This window comes from Micromonospora globbae (assembly GCF_003610785.1).
Lineage (GTDB): Bacteria > Actinomycetota > Actinomycetes > Mycobacteriales > Micromonosporaceae > Micromonospora > Micromonospora globbae.
On record NZ_RAQQ01000013.1, the window covers coordinates 187,068 to 205,657 of the forward strand.

General features: G+C 71.7%; 23 protein-coding genes and 1 tRNA gene. 5 read left to right on the forward strand and 19 right to left on the reverse strand.

Annotated features, from left to right (window positions below; genetic code table 11):
* Window positions 1-40: 40 nt before the first annotated feature.
* Window positions 41-1,450: a class II fumarate hydratase gene (locus D7I43_RS19190; protein ID WP_192902199.1), complete on the forward strand. Its 1,410-nt coding sequence runs from the start codon at window positions 41-43 to the stop codon at window positions 1,448-1,450.
* A gap of 90 nt (window positions 1,451-1,540) precedes the next feature.
* Here the strand turns inward: D7I43_RS19190 and D7I43_RS19195 are convergent, their stop codons facing one another.
* Window positions 1,541-2,086, reverse strand: a complete 546-nt coding sequence (locus tag D7I43_RS19195; protein WP_120329909.1) for a CGNR zinc finger domain-containing protein — start codon at window positions 2,084-2,086, stop codon at window positions 1,541-1,543.
* Window positions 2,087-2,171: 85 nt separating this feature from the next.
* Here D7I43_RS19195 and D7I43_RS19200 point away from each other — a divergent pair, with 85 nt between their 5' ends.
* Window positions 2,172-3,134, forward strand: a complete 963-nt coding sequence (locus D7I43_RS19200) for an EamA family transporter (protein ID WP_120329910.1) — start codon at window positions 2,172-2,174, stop codon at window positions 3,132-3,134.
* Between the two features lie 99 nt (window positions 3,135-3,233).
* On the opposite strand, the gene D7I43_RS19205 is transcribed toward D7I43_RS19200, so the two are convergent.
* Together D7I43_RS19205 and D7I43_RS19210 are read right to left on the reverse strand one after the other, a co-directional pair.
* Window positions 3,234-4,214, reverse strand: a complete 981-nt coding sequence (locus tag D7I43_RS19205; RefSeq protein WP_120329911.1) for a hypothetical protein — start codon at window positions 4,212-4,214, stop codon at window positions 3,234-3,236.
* A gap of 133 nt (window positions 4,215-4,347) precedes the next feature.
* Window positions 4,348-4,956: an IclR family transcriptional regulator gene (locus D7I43_RS19210; protein ID WP_120329941.1), complete on the reverse strand. Its 609-nt coding sequence runs from the start codon at window positions 4,954-4,956 to the stop codon at window positions 4,348-4,350.
* A gap of 288 nt (window positions 4,957-5,244) precedes the next feature.
* Here D7I43_RS19210 and cysS point away from each other — a divergent pair, with 288 nt between their 5' ends.
* Together cysS and rlmB are read left to right on the forward strand one after the other, a co-directional pair.
* Entirely contained in the window at window positions 5,245-6,660 is a 1,416-nt protein-coding gene (gene cysS, locus D7I43_RS19215) for a cysteine--tRNA ligase (RefSeq protein ID WP_120329912.1), read from the forward strand.
* The gene (gene rlmB, locus D7I43_RS19220; protein ID WP_120329913.1) at window positions 6,660-7,772 is read left to right on the forward strand and encodes a 23S rRNA (guanosine(2251)-2'-O)-methyltransferase RlmB; all 1,113 of its coding nucleotides are present in this window, start codon (window positions 6,660-6,662) and stop codon (window positions 7,770-7,772) included. The genes cysS and rlmB overlap by 1 nt, the downstream gene beginning before the upstream one ends.
* Before the next feature lie 62 nt (window positions 7,773-7,834).
* On the opposite strand, the gene D7I43_RS19225 is transcribed toward rlmB, so the two are convergent.
* Complete coding sequence (locus D7I43_RS19225; RefSeq protein ID WP_120329914.1) at window positions 7,835-8,926, reverse strand: ABC transporter ATP-binding protein; 1,092 nt, start codon at window positions 8,924-8,926, stop codon at window positions 7,835-7,837.
* Window positions 8,927-9,276: 350 nt separating this feature from the next.
* On the opposite strand from D7I43_RS19225, the gene D7I43_RS19230 reads away from it, so the two are divergent.
* Window positions 9,277-9,353 (forward strand) — tRNA-Thr (locus tag D7I43_RS19230).
* A 73-nt stretch (window positions 9,354-9,426) separates the two neighbouring features.
* Here the strand turns inward: D7I43_RS19230 and D7I43_RS19235 are convergent.
* The 15 genes from D7I43_RS19235 to D7I43_RS19300 all read right to left on the reverse strand — a co-directional run bounded on the left by D7I43_RS19235 (window position 9,427) and on the right by D7I43_RS19300 (window position 18,248).
* Window positions 9,427-10,668 (reverse strand): tyrosine-type recombinase/integrase, encoded by a 1,242-nt coding sequence (locus tag D7I43_RS19235; protein ID WP_120329915.1) that lies wholly within the window; start codon window positions 10,666-10,668, stop codon window positions 9,427-9,429.
* A complete protein-coding gene (locus D7I43_RS33080; protein WP_240033038.1) occupies window positions 10,668-10,835 on the reverse strand; it encodes an excisionase family DNA-binding protein in 168 nt (55 codons plus the stop codon). The genes D7I43_RS19235 and D7I43_RS33080 overlap by 1 nt, the downstream gene beginning before the upstream one ends.
* Window positions 10,836-10,898: 63 nt before the next feature.
* Window positions 10,899-12,710: a replication initiator gene (locus D7I43_RS19245; protein ID WP_120329916.1), complete on the reverse strand. Its 1,812-nt coding sequence runs from the start codon at window positions 12,708-12,710 to the stop codon at window positions 10,899-10,901.
* Window positions 12,710-12,982: a hypothetical protein gene (locus D7I43_RS19250; RefSeq protein WP_120329917.1), complete on the reverse strand. Its 273-nt coding sequence runs from the start codon at window positions 12,980-12,982 to the stop codon at window positions 12,710-12,712. The genes D7I43_RS19245 and D7I43_RS19250 overlap by 1 nt, the downstream gene beginning before the upstream one ends.
* Window positions 12,979-13,797: a DUF2637 domain-containing protein gene (locus tag D7I43_RS19255; protein ID WP_120329918.1), complete on the reverse strand. Its 819-nt coding sequence runs from the start codon at window positions 13,795-13,797 to the stop codon at window positions 12,979-12,981. Before D7I43_RS19255 ends, D7I43_RS19250 begins: the two co-directional genes overlap by 4 nt.
* A complete protein-coding gene (locus tag D7I43_RS19260; protein WP_120329919.1) occupies window positions 13,784-14,074 on the reverse strand; it encodes a hypothetical protein in 291 nt (96 codons plus the stop codon). Before D7I43_RS19260 ends, D7I43_RS19255 begins: the two co-directional genes overlap by 14 nt.
* Window positions 14,071-14,409, reverse strand: a complete 339-nt coding sequence (locus tag D7I43_RS19265) for an RRQRL motif-containing zinc-binding protein (protein WP_120329920.1) — start codon at window positions 14,407-14,409, stop codon at window positions 14,071-14,073. Before D7I43_RS19265 ends, D7I43_RS19260 begins: the two co-directional genes overlap by 4 nt.
* Window positions 14,406-14,702 (reverse strand): hypothetical protein, encoded by a 297-nt coding sequence (locus D7I43_RS19270; protein WP_120329942.1) that lies wholly within the window; start codon window positions 14,700-14,702, stop codon window positions 14,406-14,408. Before D7I43_RS19270 ends, D7I43_RS19265 begins: the two co-directional genes overlap by 4 nt.
* Complete coding sequence (locus D7I43_RS19275) at window positions 14,702-15,145, reverse strand: DUF6197 family protein (protein WP_120329921.1); 444 nt, start codon at window positions 15,143-15,145, stop codon at window positions 14,702-14,704. The genes D7I43_RS19270 and D7I43_RS19275 overlap by 1 nt, the downstream gene beginning before the upstream one ends.
* 87 nt (window positions 15,146-15,232) lie before the next feature.
* Window positions 15,233-15,442 (reverse strand): hypothetical protein, encoded by a 210-nt coding sequence (locus D7I43_RS19280; RefSeq protein ID WP_120329922.1) that lies wholly within the window; start codon window positions 15,440-15,442, stop codon window positions 15,233-15,235.
* Entirely contained in the window at window positions 15,439-15,639 is a 201-nt protein-coding gene (locus D7I43_RS19285) for a hypothetical protein (protein WP_120329923.1), read from the reverse strand. Before D7I43_RS19285 ends, D7I43_RS19280 begins: the two co-directional genes overlap by 4 nt.
* The gene (locus tag D7I43_RS19290; protein ID WP_120329924.1) at window positions 15,636-16,499 is read right to left on the reverse strand and encodes an FtsK/SpoIIIE domain-containing protein; all 864 of its coding nucleotides are present in this window, start codon (window positions 16,497-16,499) and stop codon (window positions 15,636-15,638) included. The genes D7I43_RS19285 and D7I43_RS19290 overlap by 4 nt, the downstream gene beginning before the upstream one ends.
* A gap of 88 nt (window positions 16,500-16,587) precedes the next feature.
* Entirely contained in the window at window positions 16,588-16,737 is a 150-nt protein-coding gene (locus D7I43_RS32760) for a hypothetical protein (RefSeq protein ID WP_158610115.1), read from the reverse strand.
* A gap of 3 nt (window positions 16,738-16,740) precedes the next feature.
* Window positions 16,741-17,679: a hypothetical protein gene (locus D7I43_RS19295; RefSeq protein ID WP_240033039.1), complete on the reverse strand. Its 939-nt coding sequence runs from the start codon at window positions 17,677-17,679 to the stop codon at window positions 16,741-16,743.
* A 248-nt stretch (window positions 17,680-17,927) separates the two neighbouring features.
* The gene (locus D7I43_RS19300; protein WP_120329926.1) at window positions 17,928-18,248 is read right to left on the reverse strand and encodes a hypothetical protein; all 321 of its coding nucleotides are present in this window, start codon (window positions 18,246-18,248) and stop codon (window positions 17,928-17,930) included.
* Window positions 18,249-18,590 lie beyond the last annotated feature (342 nt).

The following is an 18,590-nucleotide window of genomic DNA, read 5'->3' on the forward strand; positions in this document are numbered from 1 at the left end:
TGAGCGCGATCATCTGCACGCCGCCGTCGCGCGCGGCAGGATGGTACGCGTGACGACTCCAGAGGCGACGGGTTACCGGATCGAACGCGACTCGATGGGCGAGGTGGAGGTGCCCGCCGAGGCGCTGTGGCGGGCGCAGACGCAGCGCGCCGTGCAGAACTTCCCGATCTCCGGCCGGGGCATCGAACCGGCGCAGATCAAGGCGCTCGCGCAGATCAAGGGCGCTGCCGCGCAGGTCAACGGCGAGCTGGGCGTGATCGGGGCGGACGTGGCCGAGGCGATCGTCACGGCCGCCGCGCACGTGGCCGACGGCGGCTACGACGACCAGTTCCCAGTCGACGTGTTCCAGACCGGCTCGGGCACCTCGTCCAACATGAACGCCAACGAGGTGATCGCGACGCTGGCCAGCCGCGAGCTGGGACGCAACGTGCACCCGAACGACGACGTGAACGCGTCGCAGTCCAGCAACGACGTCTTCCCGTCCTCGATCCACCTGGCCGCCACCCAGTTCGTGGTGGAGGACCTGATCCCCTCGCTGCGTCACCTGGCCGGGGCGCTGGAGGGGAAGGCGGCCGAGTTCGAGACCGTCGTGAAGGCGGGGCGTACGCACCTCATGGATGCCACCCCGGTCACGCTCGGCCAGGAGTTCGGCGGGTACGCGGCCCAGGTGCGCTACGGCGTCGAGCGGCTGGAGGCGGTGCTGCCGCGGCTGGCCGAGCTGCCGCTGGGTGGCACGGCCGTGGGCACCGGCATCAATACGCCGCTCGGCTTCGCGGCGCGGGTCATCGAGAAGCTGCGCGCGTCGACCGGGCTGCCGCTGACGGAGGCGCGCAACCACTTCGAGGCGCAGGGCGCCCGGGACGCGCTCGTGGAGACCTCCGGCCAGCTCCGTACGATCGCCGTGGGCCTCTACAAGATCGCCAACGACATCCGCTGGATGGGTTCGGGGCCCCGGGCCGGCCTGCGCGAGCTGCGCATCCCCGACCTCCAGCCCGGCTCGTCGATCATGCCGGGCAAGGTGAACCCGGTGGTCTGCGAGGCGGTCCGCCAGGTCTGCGCCCAGGTGATCGGCAACGACGCCGCCGTCGGCTTCGCGGGTTCCCAGGGCGACTTCGAGCTGAACGTCATGCTGCCGGTGATGGCCCGCAACCTGCTGGAGTCCATCAAGCTGCTGGCCGCGTCGAGCCGCCTGCTCGCGGACCGCTGCGTGGTCGGGCTGGTCGCGGACGCCGAGGTCTGCCTGGCGTACGCCGAGGGTTCCCCCTCGATCGTCACCCCGCTCAACCGCTACCTGGGCTACGACGAGGCGGCCTCGATCGCGAAGGAGGCGCTGGCGAAGCAGGTGTCGATCCGCGAGGTGGTCATCTCCCGGGGGCACGTGGACTCGGGCAAGCTCTCCGAGACGCAGCTCGAGGAGGCGCTCGACCTGCTCCGGATGACGCACCCCTGACGCCCCGTCCCCGTGCCGCCGGCGTCGCGCGTCCCGCCGGTCGCCGTGGCGGCGGCACGGGGTGGTCGTCCGGCCCGTCGCGACGGACGGTCAGCCCCTGGCGGCGGCCTTGCGCGCCCGGTACGCGCTGACGGCGGCGCGGTTGCCGCAGCCCGCCTCGCAGAACCGGCGGGACCGGTTGCGCGAGAGATCCACCAGGACGTTGTCGCAGTCCGGGTGGGCGCAGACGCGGAGGCGGCTGAGCTCGCCACTGCGGACCAGGTCCGCGATCGCCATGGCCGCTTCGACGGCCATCCGGGTCGCCAGCGGCGCGTCCCGGGGGACGGCGTGGAAGTGGTACGGCTCGTCGTCGTGCTCGATCAGCTGCGGCAGGGCGGCGTGCTCGCGGAGCAGCCCGTTCACGATGGCGACCACCTCGTGCACGTCGGCGTCCCAGATCCGGCGCAGCCGGGGACGCAGGTCGTGGACCGACGCCAGTTCCGCCTCGGTGTGCTCGTGCCGGCCGCTGTAGGCGTGCGCGGCGTAGAACTCGTCGAGGGCCGCGACGTCGGGCAGCCCTTCGCCGTCGCCCCCGCCGGTGTTGACCAGAGCGGCGGCGGCGATCAGGGAGCATTCGGTGTCATGGGCGAAAAGCAACTTGACTCCTGTCGGGATGGCCGCCTAGCGTCATCGGTATAGCCCTAGTTTGCCCATTACTCGCCGGAGTGCCAAGGAGCGCCCGATGCAGCAGTCACCCGCCACCGGGCTCGGCCTCGGCCTCGCCCTGCTCTCCGCGGTCACGTTCGCCACGTCCGGCACCTTCGCCCGGTCGCTGATCGAGGACGGATGGTCCGCGCCGTCCGCCGTCATCGCCCGGGTCGGGATCGCGGCGCTGGTCCTCGCGGCACCGGCGCTGCTGTCCCTGCGCGGCCGGTGGCACGTGCTGCGGCGCAACATCGGTGTGCTGGGCGTCTTCGGGCTGCTCGGGGTGGCGCTCGCCCAGGTCTGCTTCTTCAACGCCGTCCGCTACCTCCCCGTCGGTGTCGCCCTGCTGCTGGAGTACCTCGGCATCATCCTCGTCGTCGGCTGGACGTGGCTGGTCCACGGGCAGCGGCCCCGCCGGCTGACCGTGGCGGGCGCCGCCGCGGCCCTGGCCGGCCTCGTGTTCGTCCTCGACCTCACCGGCGCCGGGCGACTCGACCCCCTCGGCGTGCTCTGGGGGCTCGGCGCGGCCGTCGGCCTGGCCGGCTACTACGTGCTCGCCGGCCGGGTCGACCCCGAGCTGCCCTCGGTGGTGCTCGCCAGCGGCGGGATGGGCGTCGGCGCCGTCGCGCTGGGCGGGCTCGGGCTGGTCGGGGCGCTGCCGCTGAACGCCACGTTCGGCGAGGTCACCTTCGCCGGGCAGCAGACGAGCTGGCTCGTGCCGATCGCCGGGCTCTCGCTGGTCGCCGCCGTGGTCGCGTACCTCACCGGCATCGCCGGGGCGCGGATCCTCGGGCCCCGTCTGTCCTCCTTCGTGGGGCTCACCGAGGTCATGTTCGCCGTCCTGATCGCCTGGCTGGTCCTCGGCGAGCTGCCGACGGTGGTGCAGCTGGTCGGCGGGGTGCTCATCGTGGCCGGCGTCGCCCTCGTCCGCATCGACGAGCTGCGCGAGCCCCCCGCGACGACCGCCGTGCCGGAGCCGGTGCTCGCCGCCGAGCGCTGAGGCGACCAACTCGCGAGCGTGGCGGTGCCCGAGCGCCGCCGATCGGCGCGGCGCCGGGGCCGCCTCGCGCGACGTCCCCGGCGACGAGCTGATCCGGGGTCATCGCCGCCAGCCGCGCGCTCGCAGGGCGGCGCGGACCTCCCGGACGACACCGGGGAAGTCCTCGGCCATCCGCCGATCCGTCACGTGCAGGACGAGCCAGCCGGCCGCGACGAACCGGTCGAGGCGCGGCCGGGAGAGCGGATCAGGGCGCGGCACGTGGGGCCGGCCGGGGCCGGGGCGCGGGCGGTGGGGTAGGTCGCGCCGCCACGGGCCGTCGTACTCGACCGCCACCCGGTACCCCGGCCACGCGATGCCGGGCTGGAACGGGCCGGTCGGCAGGCGTACCGGAAACCGAGCCACCGGGCGGGGAAGCCCGGCGAGCACCAGCCGCATCCGCAGGTGCGACTCGGGCGGCGACTGGGCGGCGGCGTCCGCCAGGCCGAAGAGCCAGCCCGCCCGCCGGCCGCCCGGCCGGGCGAGGTTCGCGGCGGCCAGGTCCGCGAGCGCGGCGCGGCTGGTGAGACCCTTCGCGAGGAGCGCGTCGACGATGCCGACCGCGCGGACCGGATCGAGCCAGACCGCGCACTCCCAGGCCGCCGCGGTGGGATCGGACCGGCGGACCCGACCCAGCGTGGCGCCGGTCGGGACGTGGGCGCCCGGCGGGGCGCCGGTCGGGTCGGTGCCGGGAGTGGCGGGGCCAGCGGAGTGCACCCGGATGCCGCGGGGCGAGTCGATCCGGATGGCCCGGGGCACCAGGACGTGCACGTCGTCGGAGAAGGCCGCGGCGTGCGCGACGCCGTGCAGGTACGCCGCCGACGGGCCGGCGAGCACCGCCTCGGCCGGCAGTTTCAGAAGGGCCGCCCGGCAGACGAGCCCGTGGTCACGGGGAAGGCGGGCGTCGGCGTACACGTCGTGCATGACGCGGACCCACGAGCGCCCGCGGAGCTGGTGGTGGGTGAGCAGCCCCTGCCGGACGGCGTCCGAGCCGCGGAAGACCTGCCCGGCGAGCGCGTCCGGCCGGTGGGGACGAGGAGGCATACCGCCACCCTCGTGGCGCTGGTCGGGCACTGGGCACCCCTGTGGACGACCGCCCGCCACGGCGACGGCGGCTCCTGTGCACAACCACCCGCCGGGGTGCCGGATGTGGTATCGCGCGGCCAGCGGAAGCCGGTCAGCGGAGGGCGGTGGCGATCGCCGTCGCCGCGGCGCGCACCTGGGCGCCCACCGAGTCCACGTCCAGCGGCGCCAGCGCCACCACACCGACGCTCGCCTCCAGCCCGGGCACCCCGAGCACCGGTGCGGCCACCCCGTACGCCCCGGCCTGCAGTTCCCCGCTGCTGCTCACCGGATCGGCGGAGCCGGACCGACCTGCCAGGATCGCCCGGCCGGCGGCGCCCCGGTCCAGCGGGTGCCGTGCCCCCGTCCGGTACGCCACGTGGAACGACGTCCAGCTCGGCTCCACCACGGCCAGGGCCACCCCCTCACCGCCCTCGACGACGGTGAGGTGCGCGGTGGCGCCGGCCTGCTCGGCGAGGCGACGCAGCGCGGGCAGCGCCCCCTCGGCCAGCAGCGGCTGCGCCCGGCGGGCGAGGTGCAGCACGCCCGCCCCCAACCGGAGCCGCCCGGCCTCGTCGCGGCGGAGCATGCCGTGCGCGGTGAGCGGCCCGGCCAGCCGGTACACCGCCGCCCGCCCGATGCCGAGCCGGTTGGCGGCCTCGGTGACGGTCAGCCCGCCCGACGCCTCGGCCACCAGGTGCAGCAGACGCAGCCCGCGCTCCAGGGTCTGCGCCGTCTCGCCGGCCCGTCCGCCCGCGCCGCCCTGGTCCTCACAGGCCCGGGCGGCAGACCCGTCGCCGACAGCCCGCGCCGTGGCCCCGTCGGCAGCGCCGTCGACCGCCGCCGGTCCGCCCGGAGCACGGCCCGCGGCCCGGGCCGCCGGCCCGCCGGGAGCCCCGCCCGCGGCCCGCGCCGTCGGGCCGCCTCCGGGCCGTGCCGCCGTGTCCATGACTGGGAGCGTACGACGAGCCACCGGCCGATCCGGAAATGCGCGGACGGCTACCCTTGTACGGTGACGCTGCGCCTGTACGACACCGCCACCCGATCGGTCCGGGACTTCGTCCCCCGGGAAGCCGGCACGGTGAGCGTCTACCTGTGTGGCCTCACCCTCCAGGCCCCGCCGCACATCGGCCACCTTCGCTCCGGGGTGAACTACGACATCCTGCGCCGCTGGCTGGTGGCCAAGGGCTACGAGGTCACGTTCGTCCGCAACCTGACGGACATCGACGACAAGATCCTCGTGAAGGCACAGGAGCAGGGGCGACCCTTCTGGTCGATCGCGTACGCCAACGAGCTGATCCTGGCCGACGCGTACCGGCAGCTCAACGTGCTGCCGCCCACGTACGAGCCGCGGGCCACCGGGCACATCCCCGAGATGCAGGAGCTGATCGGCAAGCTGATCGCCGACGGGCACGCGTACCCGGCCCTCGACGGCTCCGGCGACGTCTACTTCGACGTCACGTCGTGGCCCGAGTACGGGTCGCTCTCCAACCAGTCGCCGGAGGACATGCAGTCCGCCGGCGACGCACCCGACCGGGGCAAGCGCGACCCGCGTGACTTCGCCCTGTGGAAGGGCGCCAAACCGGACGAGCCGGAGAACGCGTACTGGCCGTCGCCGTGGGGTCGGGGCCGCCCCGGCTGGCACATCGAGTGCTCGGCCATGTGCTGGCGCTACCTCGGGCCGGAGTTCGACATCCACGGCGGTGGGCTGGACCTCACCTTCCCGCACCACGAGAACGAGCTCGCCCAGTCCCGGGCCGCCGGCCTGCCGTTCGCCCGCTACTGGGTGCACCACGGCCTGCTCAGCATCGGCGGGGCCAAGATGGGCAAGTCGCTCGGCAACACCCTCGACCTCGCGTACGTGGACTCGCTCGGCGTACGCCCGGTGGAGCTGCGCTACTACTACGCGGCCGCGCACTACCGCTCCCGCATCGACTACTCGGAGGACGCGCTCCGCGAGGCGGCCACCGCGTACCGGCGGATCGAGGGGTTCGTGCAGCGGGCCGCGGAGCGGGTCGGCGCGGGGCAGCTGGGCGAACTGCCGGCCGGGTTCGTCGACGCGATGGACGACGACCTGAACACCTCCGCCGCCCTGGCCGTCCTGCACGAGGTGGTCCGGGACGGCAACACCGCCCTGACCGGCGGGGACGACGTGACGCTCCGCACCACGCTGGCCGCCACCCGCGCCATGCTGGATATCCTCGGCCTCGACCCCCTCGACCCGGCGTGGACCGGCGGCGGCCGGGCGGACGACCTGCGCGGCGTCGTGGACTCCCTCATCGCACTGGCCCTGGAACAGCGCGCGCAGGCCCGGGCCCGCAAGGACTGGGCCGCCGCGGACGCCGTACGCGACCAGCTCAAGCTGGCCGGCGTGGTGGTCGAGGACACCCCCCAGGGCCCCCGTTGGACTATTGGAGAGAAGAGCTGATGGCCGGCAACTCCCAGCGCCGTGGTCGGCGGGTGACGCCCAAGGCGGGCGCCCCCAAGGGCTCCGGCGGCAAGAACCGGGACGCCCTCGCCGGCCGGGGGCGCACCCTGCCGGCCGACGAGCGGCCGTGGCACAAGGCGTACTCGGGCACCGAGAAGCTGCCCAAGCGCACCGCCTGGAAGCAGGAGAAGGAGCGCCGGGCCGCCGCCGAGCAGGGGCGGGCCCCCAAGATCGGCCAGCCGGGCACGAAGGACACCACCTGGGGCAAGGGCAAGGGCGCCGCCAAGCCCGCGCCGCGGGGTGGCAAGCCGGCCGGTCGCGGCGGCCCGCGGGTCGCGCCCGGACGCAAGTTCACCCCGCCCCGCGAGGCGCCCGAGCTGCTGGTCGGCCGGAACCCGGTGGTGGAGTCGCTGCGCGCCGGCGTGCCCGCGACCGCGCTCTACACGGCGCAGGGCATCGACATCGACGACCGGGTCAACGAGATCGTCCGGACGGCCGCCGACCGGGGCATCGCGATCCTCGAGGTGAGCCGGGCCGAGCTGGACCGGATGACCGGCGGGGTGCTGCACCAGGGCGTCGGTCTCCAGGTGCCGCCGTTCGCGTACCAGCCGTTCGAGGACATGATCGCCGCCGCCGTGGAGCACCCGGCCCCGCTGCTGGTGGCGCTCGACGGGGTCACCGACCCGCGCAACCTGGGCGCCGTGCTCCGCTCGGCCGCCGCGTTCGGCGCGCAGGGTGTCTTCGTACCCGAGCGGCGGGCCGCCGGGATCACGGCGACCGCCTGGCGGACCAGCGCCGGCGCGGCCGCGCGCGTCCCCGTGGCCCAGGTGACCAACCTGACCCGGTCGCTGAAGGCCGCCCAGGACGCCGGTTTCATGGTGGTCGGGCTGGACGCCGACGGCGAGACCGACCTCTACGACCTGGAGGCCGCGGTCGGCCCGCTGGTCGTGGTGGTCGGCTCGGAGGGGCGGGGGCTGTCCCGGCTCGTGGGGGAGACCTGCGACCTCACCGTACGTATCCCGATGGTCTCCGAGGTGGAGTCGCTGAACGCGAGCGTGGCCGCCGCGGTCACCCTCGCCGAGGTGGCCCGCCGCCGCGCGATGGGCGACTGAGACCGACGCAGGCAAACGGAAAGGGGCGGTCCGCCGTGGCGGGCCGCCCCTTTCGTCGTACGTCAGATCCGCTTGCCGGTCGCGGCGTGGAACACGTGGGTGCGGTCGGCGCGCGGCTTGACGAACACGGTGTCACCCATGTTCGGCATGGTCCGGCGGTCGGTGCGGACGACGAAGCGCTCGGAGGCGCCACCCAGCGCGGCGTGGCCGTAGACGTTGGCGTCGGAGCCGAGGTCCTCGACCAGCTCCACCACGATCGGCAGGCCACCCTCGGTCGGGCTGACCAGGTCGCAGTCCTCCGGGCGGAAGCCGACGGTCACCTTGCCGTCGCCGCCGTCGGCCTTGGCGGCCTCCGCCTGCTCGCGGGTCAGCGGCACGAACATCTCGGCGAACTCGGCGCCCTGCTCGGTCAGCGGCACCGTCTTGATGTTCATGGCGGGGGAGCCCATGAAGCCGGCGACGAAGACGTTGGCCGGGGTGTCGTAGAGCGCCCGGGGGGTGTCGACCTGCTGGAGCTCACCGTCGAGCAGCACGGCGACCCGGTGGCCCATGGTCATGGCCTCGACCTGGTCGTGCGTGACGTAGACGGTGGTGACACCAAGCTTGGCCTGCAGCGACGCGATCTGCGTACGGGTCTGCACGCGGAGCTTGGCGTCGAGGTTCGACAGCGGCTCGTCCATGAGGAAGACCTGCGGCTCGCGGACGATCGCGCGGCCCATGGCCACCCGCTGGCGCTGACCACCGGAGAGGGCCTTCGGCTTGCGGTTGAGGAACTCCTCCAGCTGGAGCAGCCCGGCCGCCTCCTTCACCCGTCGGTCGATCTCCGACTTCGGGGTCTTGCGGAGCTTCAGCGCGAACGCCATGTTCTCGTACACCGTCATGTGCGGGTAGAGGGCGTAGTTCTGGAAGACCATCGCGATGTCGCGGGACTTCGGGGGAAGGTGGGTGACGTCGCGCTGGTCGATGTAGATGGAACCCTCGTCGACGTCCTCGAGGCCGGCGAGCATCCGCAGGCTCGTGGACTTACCGCAACCGGAGGGGCCGACCAGGACGAGGAACTCGCCGTCGCCGATCTCGAGGTCGAGCTTGTTGACGGCGGGACGCTCGGTGCCCGGGTAGATCCGGGACGCCTTGGCGTAGGTGACCGTGGCCATGGTGGTGCGCTTCCTTTCACCGGCAGGAACGTGCCGGACGATCCGAGTGAAGGAGCGACCGGCGCACGTCGCGCCGGCCAACGGGCGGCGACCGGTCGCGGGGCGGCCGGGGGTGTCGTCCGTGTCACTGCACGGTAAACGCCTTTCCTGACGCTGCCAAGGTGGGGGCGATCTTTACTACTCCGGGCCGGTACGCATTCCGGTCAAGCGGGCACGGGCAGACATCAATCGGCGCGGCTGCCGGCCGCCCGGCGCTCGACAGCCGTCGGGATGTTGACGTTTCCCGTGCTCGGGAGGCCTGCCGAGCGGGAAAACGGGACGTCAGTCGCTATGCTGGCGACGACACCAGCGCCCCTGTAGCTCAGCTGGCCAGAGCACTCGCCTTGTAAGCGAGATGTCGCCGGTTCGATCCCGGCCGGGGGCTCCAGATCCACCAGGGAAGTTCCGGTGGGCGTCGCCGTGAGTGAGTCGGTTGACAGCAACGCTGACAGCAACCGCGCTCACGACAGCCGCCCGTCGAGCTTGCCGAGCGCATCGCGCATGGCGTCAAGGTTGGCGTGAGCGTAGACCTTGAGCGTGATCTTCACGTCGGCGTGCCGGGCGATAGCCTGGACAACGTGCGGCGGGACGCCCAGCTCCATCAGCAGCGATACAACCGTGTGCCGCAGGTCGTGCAGCCGGACACCGGGCAGGCCGGCAGCCTCCCGGAGCCGGGCGAACGAGCGGCTGAGGTTGGTCGGCTCCAGCGGTGTGCCCCGTTCGGAGGGGAAGACCAAGCCGTGGTCCTGCCAGACCTCGGCCAGCGCCGCCCGCTCGGCTTGCTGGCGCTCCTGGTGCTCAAGCAAGGTGAGCCAGGTGACCTCAGGCAGCGGCAACACCGACTCGGAGTCCTCGGTCTTGGCGTCCAGGACGTGGAGCTGTCCGGCGACCCGCTGCACAGTCTGCTGAACCCGTAAGGTGCCTTCGTCCAGGTCAACATCTGACCAGCGGAGTCCCACCAGTTCGCCGCGTCGAAGGCCCATCGTGGCGGCCACGACGTAGAGGGCGTGCAGCCGGTGTCCCTCCGCAGCCGCGAGGAGCTTGCGCACCTGGTCGACGGATAGCCCCTTGCCGACCTTGTAACGGGGCGACGGGACCCGGACGAGTTTGGCGACGTTGCGGGAAACCAGCTCCTCCCGCATGGCGTGTTGAAGCGCGTTGCGCAGCACCGCGTGCACAAACTGGATCTGCCTCGCGCTCGGGTAGCGCTCGCAGCATCGGCCGAAGGAACAGCACCGACGGTCGACCGGCCGGATCTGGTCGAGACCGTTGGTGCAGCAGAGGCACTTCCGACGAAAGCCGTCCATGAACGCCTTGACGTGCTGGACCTGCAAACCATCGAGGCGCTTGGTGCCGAGCGCCGGGATCAGGTGCAGCCGGACGGCGCTTTCGTAGCCGCGTGCGGTGGTGGGCTTGAGGTCAGTGACGTAGGCCGACAGCCAGTAGGGCAGGTAGTCGGCTAGCTTCCAGGCACGGTCGGGCACGGGTATGCCGCGCTGGGATTTGGACTTCAGTTCGACGAGCTTGGCGTGGGCTTCTTCCCAGGTCGCGCCGTAGACGAACTTGCGTTTGCGTGTGCCGTCGGTGGTGAGGACGTATGCCTGTCCGACCCAGCGGCCGTCGCTGGAGCGCTGGTAGATGGAGCCTTCGCCGTTGGGGTTGCGGCGGGCGGCGGGTTGGCGGGGCTTGGGTTGCTTGGGCATCAGGCGGCTTCTTCCGTGAGCGTGGCGATGGCCTCGTCGATGGCCGAGGCGGGGATGAGGCGGCGGCTGCCGACCTTGAAGGAGCGCAGCCGGCCGGAGCGGATCAGGTCGTAGACGAGCGAGCGGCCGATGCCGAGCGCTCGGGCGGCTTCCTCGACGCGCAGCACGCGAGGGGTGATCGGAGAGGTGGTGTCCAAACGGTTGGCCTTCCTCGTGCGGCGGGACAGGGATCAAGCGGCAGCCGGCGTAGTGCCGGCCGGGGTGGCGAGTTCGTGGGCGAGTTCTTCGCGGCCGATCGTGTGTCGTTCGCGGGCGAGGGCGGCGGCGGTGTTGGCGAGCAGGGCGTCACCTGAGGTGTGCCAGCCGACTCCGGCGAACGTGAGAGTGCCGACGATCAGGGTGGTGTCGTCGTCGAGGTGGTCGACGGCGCGAAGCTCGCTGCTGTTGTGCTCGTCGCCCTGGTCCTGGTGGTGCTCGTGCCGGCGGTAAGCGACGCGAGTGTCGCGCAGCAGTTGGAAGGTGATCGAGTAGCGGCGGCCTTTGGTGAGGAAGTGGCCGCCGTAGCCGAGCATGTGCGCCCACCTGCGTAGCCGGGCGTACGGGCTGGCGTTGGTCGGGTTCGCCGGTTGGGCGTCAAGGGCGGCTTGACGGACGGCGGTGCAGGTGGGGCAGGCCGGGTAGCGGGTGTGGGTGCCGCAGTCGGGGCACTGCCAGGGTTGGACGAAGCCGGGTGTGGGCCGGTGGTCGCGGGGCCGCTGGGACAGCGGGACGGGGGTGCTGGTGGGTCGGCCGATGCGCCAGCAGGCGTCGATGAGGCGGGCGGTGTGGTCGCCGTCAGGGTCGGCGTAGTCCCCGACCGTCTCGGCAGTCAGGCGGGTGGAGGTGTGCCCGGTGGCCTCGGTGCTCTTGGTGGCGTACTTGGCAAGGTAGCCGGCGACCATGCCATCGGTGACCTCACCGTGCCCACCGGTCGTGATGGGCCGCAGGTCGACGCCCTTGTCCGGGTCGCCCCAGGCGATCGGCCAACCTTCCGGACGGTCGGGGTGTGGCGGGGTGCGGAAGGCGATCTGGGCGGCGGCGTGCCGCAGCGCGTCGACGAGGTCGTCGACGGTGAACCCGACCGGCGGGGGTACCACGGCGTCCGGGTCCTGGCCGTCGACGCCGTCGAGGCGGGCGATGGCGTGGAAGTGGACCGCTCCCCGGGCTTGGAGTTCGGCGACCTTGCCGGGCGAGAGCCGCACCGGGGCGACCTTGCGCGTCTTGCCGGAGGCGGTGACGACCTCGACGCGGGGGATGCCGCGGCGGCGGGCGAGTTTGGCCAGCCAGCGTTCCGCGGCTTGCTTGGTGCGGTGCCACAGCTCCCCGGAGAACAGGTTCCACACGACCTGGTGGTCGTGGTCGTAGCAGTCCAGGCACAACGGCCGACCGAGCACCGGGTCTCCCGGCTCATGCCTGGCCCAGCACACGGCCGGGTGGCCGTGGGGACAGAGGCCGGCGGCCGGGTCGGTGGCGCGGCGGGGGTGACACGGTTCGGGGCGGCAGTCGCAGCGCTTCCGGTTGGTGCAGGTGTGCCGCTTCACGACCCGGTTGTGGACCGGCCCGAACGACGGCGCGGTGAAGGTGGCGAACACCGCCGGATGCTGCGCGACCGACTCGGGAACGCCTTTGCCGCCAACCAGGCCGGCGCGCAGGAGCTGGTAGGCGTCCTGCTGGTAGGTACGGGCGCACGACGGGCAGACCCTCGACCGGCGGTTGCCGCACGCCTTGTAAATCGCGGCGTCGGGCAAGGCGTCGGTGTGCTGCTGATCCAGCACTCGACCGGTGGCCGGCTCGACTGTGTAGAGGCTGCCGGACAGCCGGATGGGTCGGGTGCAGCCGGCGGCGGCGCGGACGTGGTCGAGCCAGCCGAAGTAGTCGGGCCGGGTGGCGCGCAGGAGAGCGGACCCGGCGGCGGTGTAGTCGTAAACCGGTGCGGTGGTGTCGGCGTTCGAGCCCACACCCCGGGCCGAGGTCCGGGGTGTGAGGTCCAGCGTCGACGCCATCAAGCCGCCACCCCAGCAGTGGTGTGGGGGCGGGCGGTGATGGTGTTCTCGCGCACGATGACCCGGCAGGCGCCGCACTGGCGCTTGGCCGGCTCATGCCGGTGACAGGGAATCTCGGTGACGGTGGTGCCGCAACGGATGGTGACCGGTGTCCGGCACGGGCCGCCGGGGATGACGTCGAGGACGGTCCGGCGGGTGTCGTAGGGGTGCGGGTCCGGCTGCGCCGGGCAGGTGTGGGTGACGTGCTCGACGTCGACGAGGTAGATGGTCACCGGCCGCTCCCGTTGTGGTGGTGGCCGTTGAGGGTCGGGGTGGTGATGGAGGCCAGGAGGTGACCGGCGGTGTCGGTGGCGACGTCGAGCCGGTCGGCCAGCTCGGCCGGGGTGATCGGTTGGCCGGTGGTTTGTTCGTGCTGCACGGCCGCGAACCGGGCCATCGGCAGCAGGTGCAGCGGGACCGGGGCCGGCTCAGGTGCGGGCGCGATCGCGGGAACCGGGTCCGGTGCCGGCGGGTTGTCGACGACCGGCGTGGGGGCCGGGGCGTCGGCCGACGCGGTGTCACCCGTCGCGGTGTCACCGCTGGTGGTGTCGGTGTTTTTGGCCGCGAGGTCGCGGGCGGCGGTCAGGAGGGCGGCGGCTTCGGCTTCGATGGCGGCGAAGTCGGGTCGGATGCGTCCGGCGACGAGTTCGACGCCGATGACGAGGACGACGACCAGGGCGAAGACCAGGCGCAGTCCGAGGCCGCCGGGGGAGGCGAAGTTGATGGTGGCCGACAGCAGGCCGCAGGCGGCGAACACGACCAGTGCGCCCCGCTTGGCGTCGCGGGCGATGCCCGCGGTGCGGACGACGGTGAGCATGGACACCATGGCGGCGTCGAAGATCAGCGGCACCAGGTAGGCGAAGTAGCCGGCCTTCTGCGTCCACAGGTAGTGGGCTTGGTGCAGGTAGCTGGTCGCCAGCGCGCCGAGCAGGACGAACCGGTTGTATCGCTTGATCGAGGCGATGGCCTTGAGCATGTTCGGGACCGCGTTGCGGGCGTACTCGGTGGCGAACTCCTGGGTGAACGCGCTCGGGTCAGTGCTCGACATGGGGAGTCACCTCCGGGGTGGTGTCGGTGGGGATGAGGTCGACGACGCCGGAGCAGTGGGCGCACATGATCGGGGCCAGCCCTTGGTTGGCGAGTTGTTGGCGGAAGCAGGGCAGGCAGGTGAAGTCGGCCGGGAACAGGCCCTCGCCCTCACATAGGAGGCAGCGGCCGAGGCAGACGGGGCAGGGCTTGTAGACGGGTCCGAGGACGTCGTGGACACCGGCGGGGGTGCTGCCCTCGATGCACCACAGGCACGGGTCGGTCAGGTGGAAGGTCACGACGGGCTCCCTTCGTGGCAGTCGAAGCAGCAGCCGTAGCGGCGGGGGATGTAGTAGGACTTGGTGTCGCCGCAGACGCGGCAGGTGCGCCGAGCCCGCAGGGCTTTGGCGATCGCGGCCCGCTGGGCGGGGGTGGCGGTGCGTTTGGGTGCGGCGAGGTCGAGGCGGTAGAGGTAGGCGACCCGCTTGCCGCGTCGCCAGAGGATCTGGGCGACCGGGTCGTGTCCGCCGGGGCGTAGGCCGGCGGCGCGCAGTTGCCGGCGGGTGGCCAGCCCGTCAGGGGCCAGCCGGTAGGGGTAGGTGGCGAACTCGGTCGGGTCGTAGACGGTGGTCATTGCTGGCCTCCCCAGCGCTGCTGGGCGGCCTGCTTCGAGATGCCGAGCCGGGCGCCGATTTCGGCCCACGAGTAGCCGAAGCCGCGAAGGCCGATCACGGCCTGGCCGATGGCGTCGTCAATTGCCGCCGACAGGGCGGTGAGGTCGCGAAGGGCTTCCACGTCACCGGCGGCGACGCGGCGGCCGTGGGCGCGAATGATGCGGCGGGCGAACGCGGCGAACTCGTCGTTCTCGACGACATCCCGCCGCTTGCGACGGGGGGTGTGCGTCAAGGACGCCTTGACGGTGAACATCACTGCTCGCCTCCCTGGGTGTGGAGGCGGTCCCACTCCTTCGCCGCCCCTTCGAGGGCAGCGATGACCTTGTCTGCGGTGCAGAGGGGGTCGTCGTTCCAGGAGTAGGGGGAGGTGTGGTCGTCGATGCAGAGGCCGTCGTCGTCGAACAGGTGGATGGGGTAGTGGTCGTCGAGGTAGTCGACGAGGACCGCGATGGCGTCGAGGTAGGTGTGGCGGTCGTCGGTGTCGAGGTCGGCGAAGTGCTCCACCTTGTGGCCGGCGCAGGCGATGCCGATCGCGCCGACCACGCAGGCCGGCGGGGTGGGGTTGTCGGCGGGAGCGTCGCTGGCGTAGTAGGTGCCCTGGGTCCAGCCGTGTCGGCGTAGGTAGAGGGCGGCCATCCGCAGCAGGTCAGCGGGTGTGACCTGGACGTCGGTGGGCGGGTTGTGGGTAGCCTTCATGGCAGCCACGTCCTTTCAAGAGGGCTTGGTGGGAGGTCGGCAGGACCAGCTCTGCTGCCAGGCGAGGTACTGGTCCTGTCGGCCGTTTCAGTGGTTGCGTAGCCGCAGGTAGCGGCGGTGACGGGTGTCGTCTCCGCCCATCGGGGTGGGTGCGGAGACGAAGGCGAGTCGGCCGGTGGCGCTGGCGGCCTGGACCATGGCGGCGATGTCCTCGGGACGGCCGATGATCCACAGTTCGGTGTATTGGGCGGCGCGTTGGTTGTTGGCGCGGGCGTAGGCGCGTTCGCGGGTGGTCACAGGTCCACCTCCCTGCCGGGGTTGGTGTAGAAGACGGCGTCGTCGGGGATCGGGCCGGAGAAGCCCTGGTCGATGTGCCCGTCGCGGTGGCCGCAGACGGTGCAGCGCAGGTACTGCCACAGGTGGCCGGTGACCTTGTCGATTTCGGCGTCAACGACCTGCATGTAGCCGGCGCAGTCGTGCAACGGGGTGGTCATGCCACGGCCTCCCATTCACTCGGGTTGCTGATGGTTGGGGTGGTGGGTCGGCGGATCCAGGCGGCGTAGTCGGCGATCCCGGCGATCTGCGGGTCGGTGAGGTAGGCGACCTTGATGCGGCGGGGGATGCTGCCTTCGGCGATGAGGTAGGCCGCGCCCTGGTTGGTGGGGGCGATGTCGGTGGCGGTGTAGCCCTGCTCGGCCCAGCCGTGGCCGAGGACGATGTTCGAGCTGTTGGGAGTGGTGCAGCGGAACGCGGCCCGGTAGCCGAACAGGTCCCGCAGCGAGGTCGGGATGATGTCGAAACTGGGCCGCTGCGTGGCGGCCACGACGGGGATACCGGCAGCCCGGCCCCGAGCGACCAGGTCCCGCAGGAGGGCGACAAACTCTTCCTGCTCCTGCTTGCTGCCGACCGTGGCGGAGTAGAAGGCGATCTCGTCGACGAGCACGGTGATGACCGAGAGGCGGTCGGCGGGGGTGAGTTTGCGGCGCCCGTGGGCGCGTAGCCAGGCGTAGCGGTTGTTCATCACGACCTGCAGCCGGCGCAGCACGGCCAGGGCGTCGGTGATGTTGGGGCCGATGAAGGCGTCGGCGCAGTCTTCCCACTGGCCGAGTTCGACGAGCTTGCCGTCCAGCAGGACCAAGCGGCTGTCGACGGAGAGGGCGGCGTGGGCGGCGATCGTGTTCAGCAGGCCGGACTTGCCGCCGCCGGGTTCGCCTCCGGCGAGGAGGTTGCGGTAGGCGAGGGTGATGTAGACGGGCTGGCCGAACTCGTCGATCCCGATGAAGATCGGGTCGAACATCGACAGGCCAGGACCCACCGGCACCCCATCCGTGGGGGCGGCTGTCGTGGTGGTCATCGAGGTGCCCTCCTTCGGGCGTTTGGTGGGCGCGGAGAGCCACACGAACGAGCCGCAATGGCTCCCCGCGTCCATGGGTGGGTAGGGGTCAGATCACGCCGTCGTCGTGCTGCTCGTCGTGCCTGTCGGCGTCGAGCTCGGCGTCACGGCGGTAGTCCCACGACCGGCCGTCCCGGCCGCAGTCGTAGCAGTGGAAGTAGAAGCCGTCGGTGGCCTCGTCGTACTCGATCTGCGTCATGGCTCAGATCCAGTCCGACACGTCGTCCTCGGCCGTCGAGGACGAAGCCGCGGGCTTGCTGCCGTTGGCGGTCGTGGCCGGCTTCTTCGCCGGCTTGCCCTGGGTGGGCAGGGTGATGGTGGGTGCGTCGACGTCGGGCAGGTCCAGTGCCGTGGGCACGGCCGGTGACGGCCGATCCGTGGCGGCTGGGGTGTCGCTGGTGATGACGTCGACCAGGGGCGAGGCGACGTTGGCGGTGAGTACCTCGCGGCGTTTGATGTCGAACCGCACGTAGGCGGCGGTGCGCTCGGAGGCGCGTTCGACGAGCACGGTGGAGGCGTGGCAGGCCACGGCGATCTTGTCGAGCCGGGCTTCCAGGTCCTTGGCCGACAGACCAGGCCGCAGGTAGACCCACACCCGCTCACCCACAGGGGTGGGCTTGGCCCAGAGGATGAGTGGCAGGCTGCCGGACTGGTTGGCGATGATGAACTGCGCGAAGCACACGCGCAGTCGGTGCCGCACGAACAGGCACATGCCCCAGGCGAGGATGAACCGGCGGGACGCCGGGATAGCGGCCGGGACGCCGACGACCAGGGCGACCACCACGGCCGTCACCGGACCGGTGGTGCGGTTCGCGAGCTGCGTCCACCCGATACCGAGCAGGACGGTGGTGGCGATTTCGGGGAGCCACCACCACAGCAGCCGCAGCACCGGCCAGATCCGCACGAGCACCCACACGATGCCGCCGGTCGGGACGCCGATCAGCCCGCCGAGGATGAGGGCGAGGATCGGGTGCATGTAGGAGGCGGCCACCACGGCCGCGAGCAGGCCGACGATGACCGCCGTCAGGATGAACGCCAGGCGAGCATTCCTGGCGGAGGAACGGTGGACCCTGGCCTCGATGACCGTCACCGTTCCGGTGGACTTCCCGCCGAAGGGGCGGCGGGGGCTAGACTTGGACACGACGAGTCCTCCCAGGTAATGGGTGGGATGAGTTGGAGGGCACGGGGTCGGCAGGTTTGGACGCCAGTACCGACCCCGCGCCAGCTCTTGCGGGATGTGACCACCGATCGTGGTCACCAGGCCGAGGACGTTGGACGCCAGAGCCGCCCTCGGACTGCCTCTTTCAGTTGGATCGGTCAGCGGACCATCGGCCGCTGGCGGGTGCCACGGACACCAGTGGCAGAGATTCAGCCTGGTGCGCGAAGGGCCTACTTGGCCGCCGAGGTGCCAGACTTCGGCTTCAGCGACACGGCACGGAACGCCACGCCGTTACGCCCGTTGGTCGCCCACGGAATGGCCTCCAACTGCTCGACCTCGATGAGCTGCCCCACCATCACATTCGGCTTCTCACCCGCCGTCGTGATCGTGATGACCTCACCGCCCGTCTCGTCGAGAACGAAGACCTGGGTCGACCACATGAGCCGGCCCGTTCCCTTCTCCGACCGCTGATTGCCGTTCTGGTCGTTCTTCGGCTCCGGGTCCTTCGACACCGTCACCTGCTTCGCCTTGGTGTCCACGTACAGCTTCACCAGATACCTCCTGTGTCTCGGGTCGGATTGAGCAAGTCCCCTTTGGACTTGTGCTCGCGACCTCTGCCAAGAAGGCTCCCGCAGGAGGCGGGACAAGCCACCCGACACCGTGGACAACTAGGGACGTCTTCGTTACCATGAATGCGTCCTAGTCGTCCCCTTGGAGGCTGCGATGCCTAACGACCGACTGCGGGATGCCATCCTCCGCAACGGCAGGGAGTGTCAAGTTAACGGCTGATCTTGGTTGTTGAGGTCAGTGGTTGGCCGGGGTGAGCCGGCCCTCGAAGGCGATCTGGAAGGCGTTCAGCGGTGCTTTCCAGCGCATGGTCCAGCGGCGGCGGC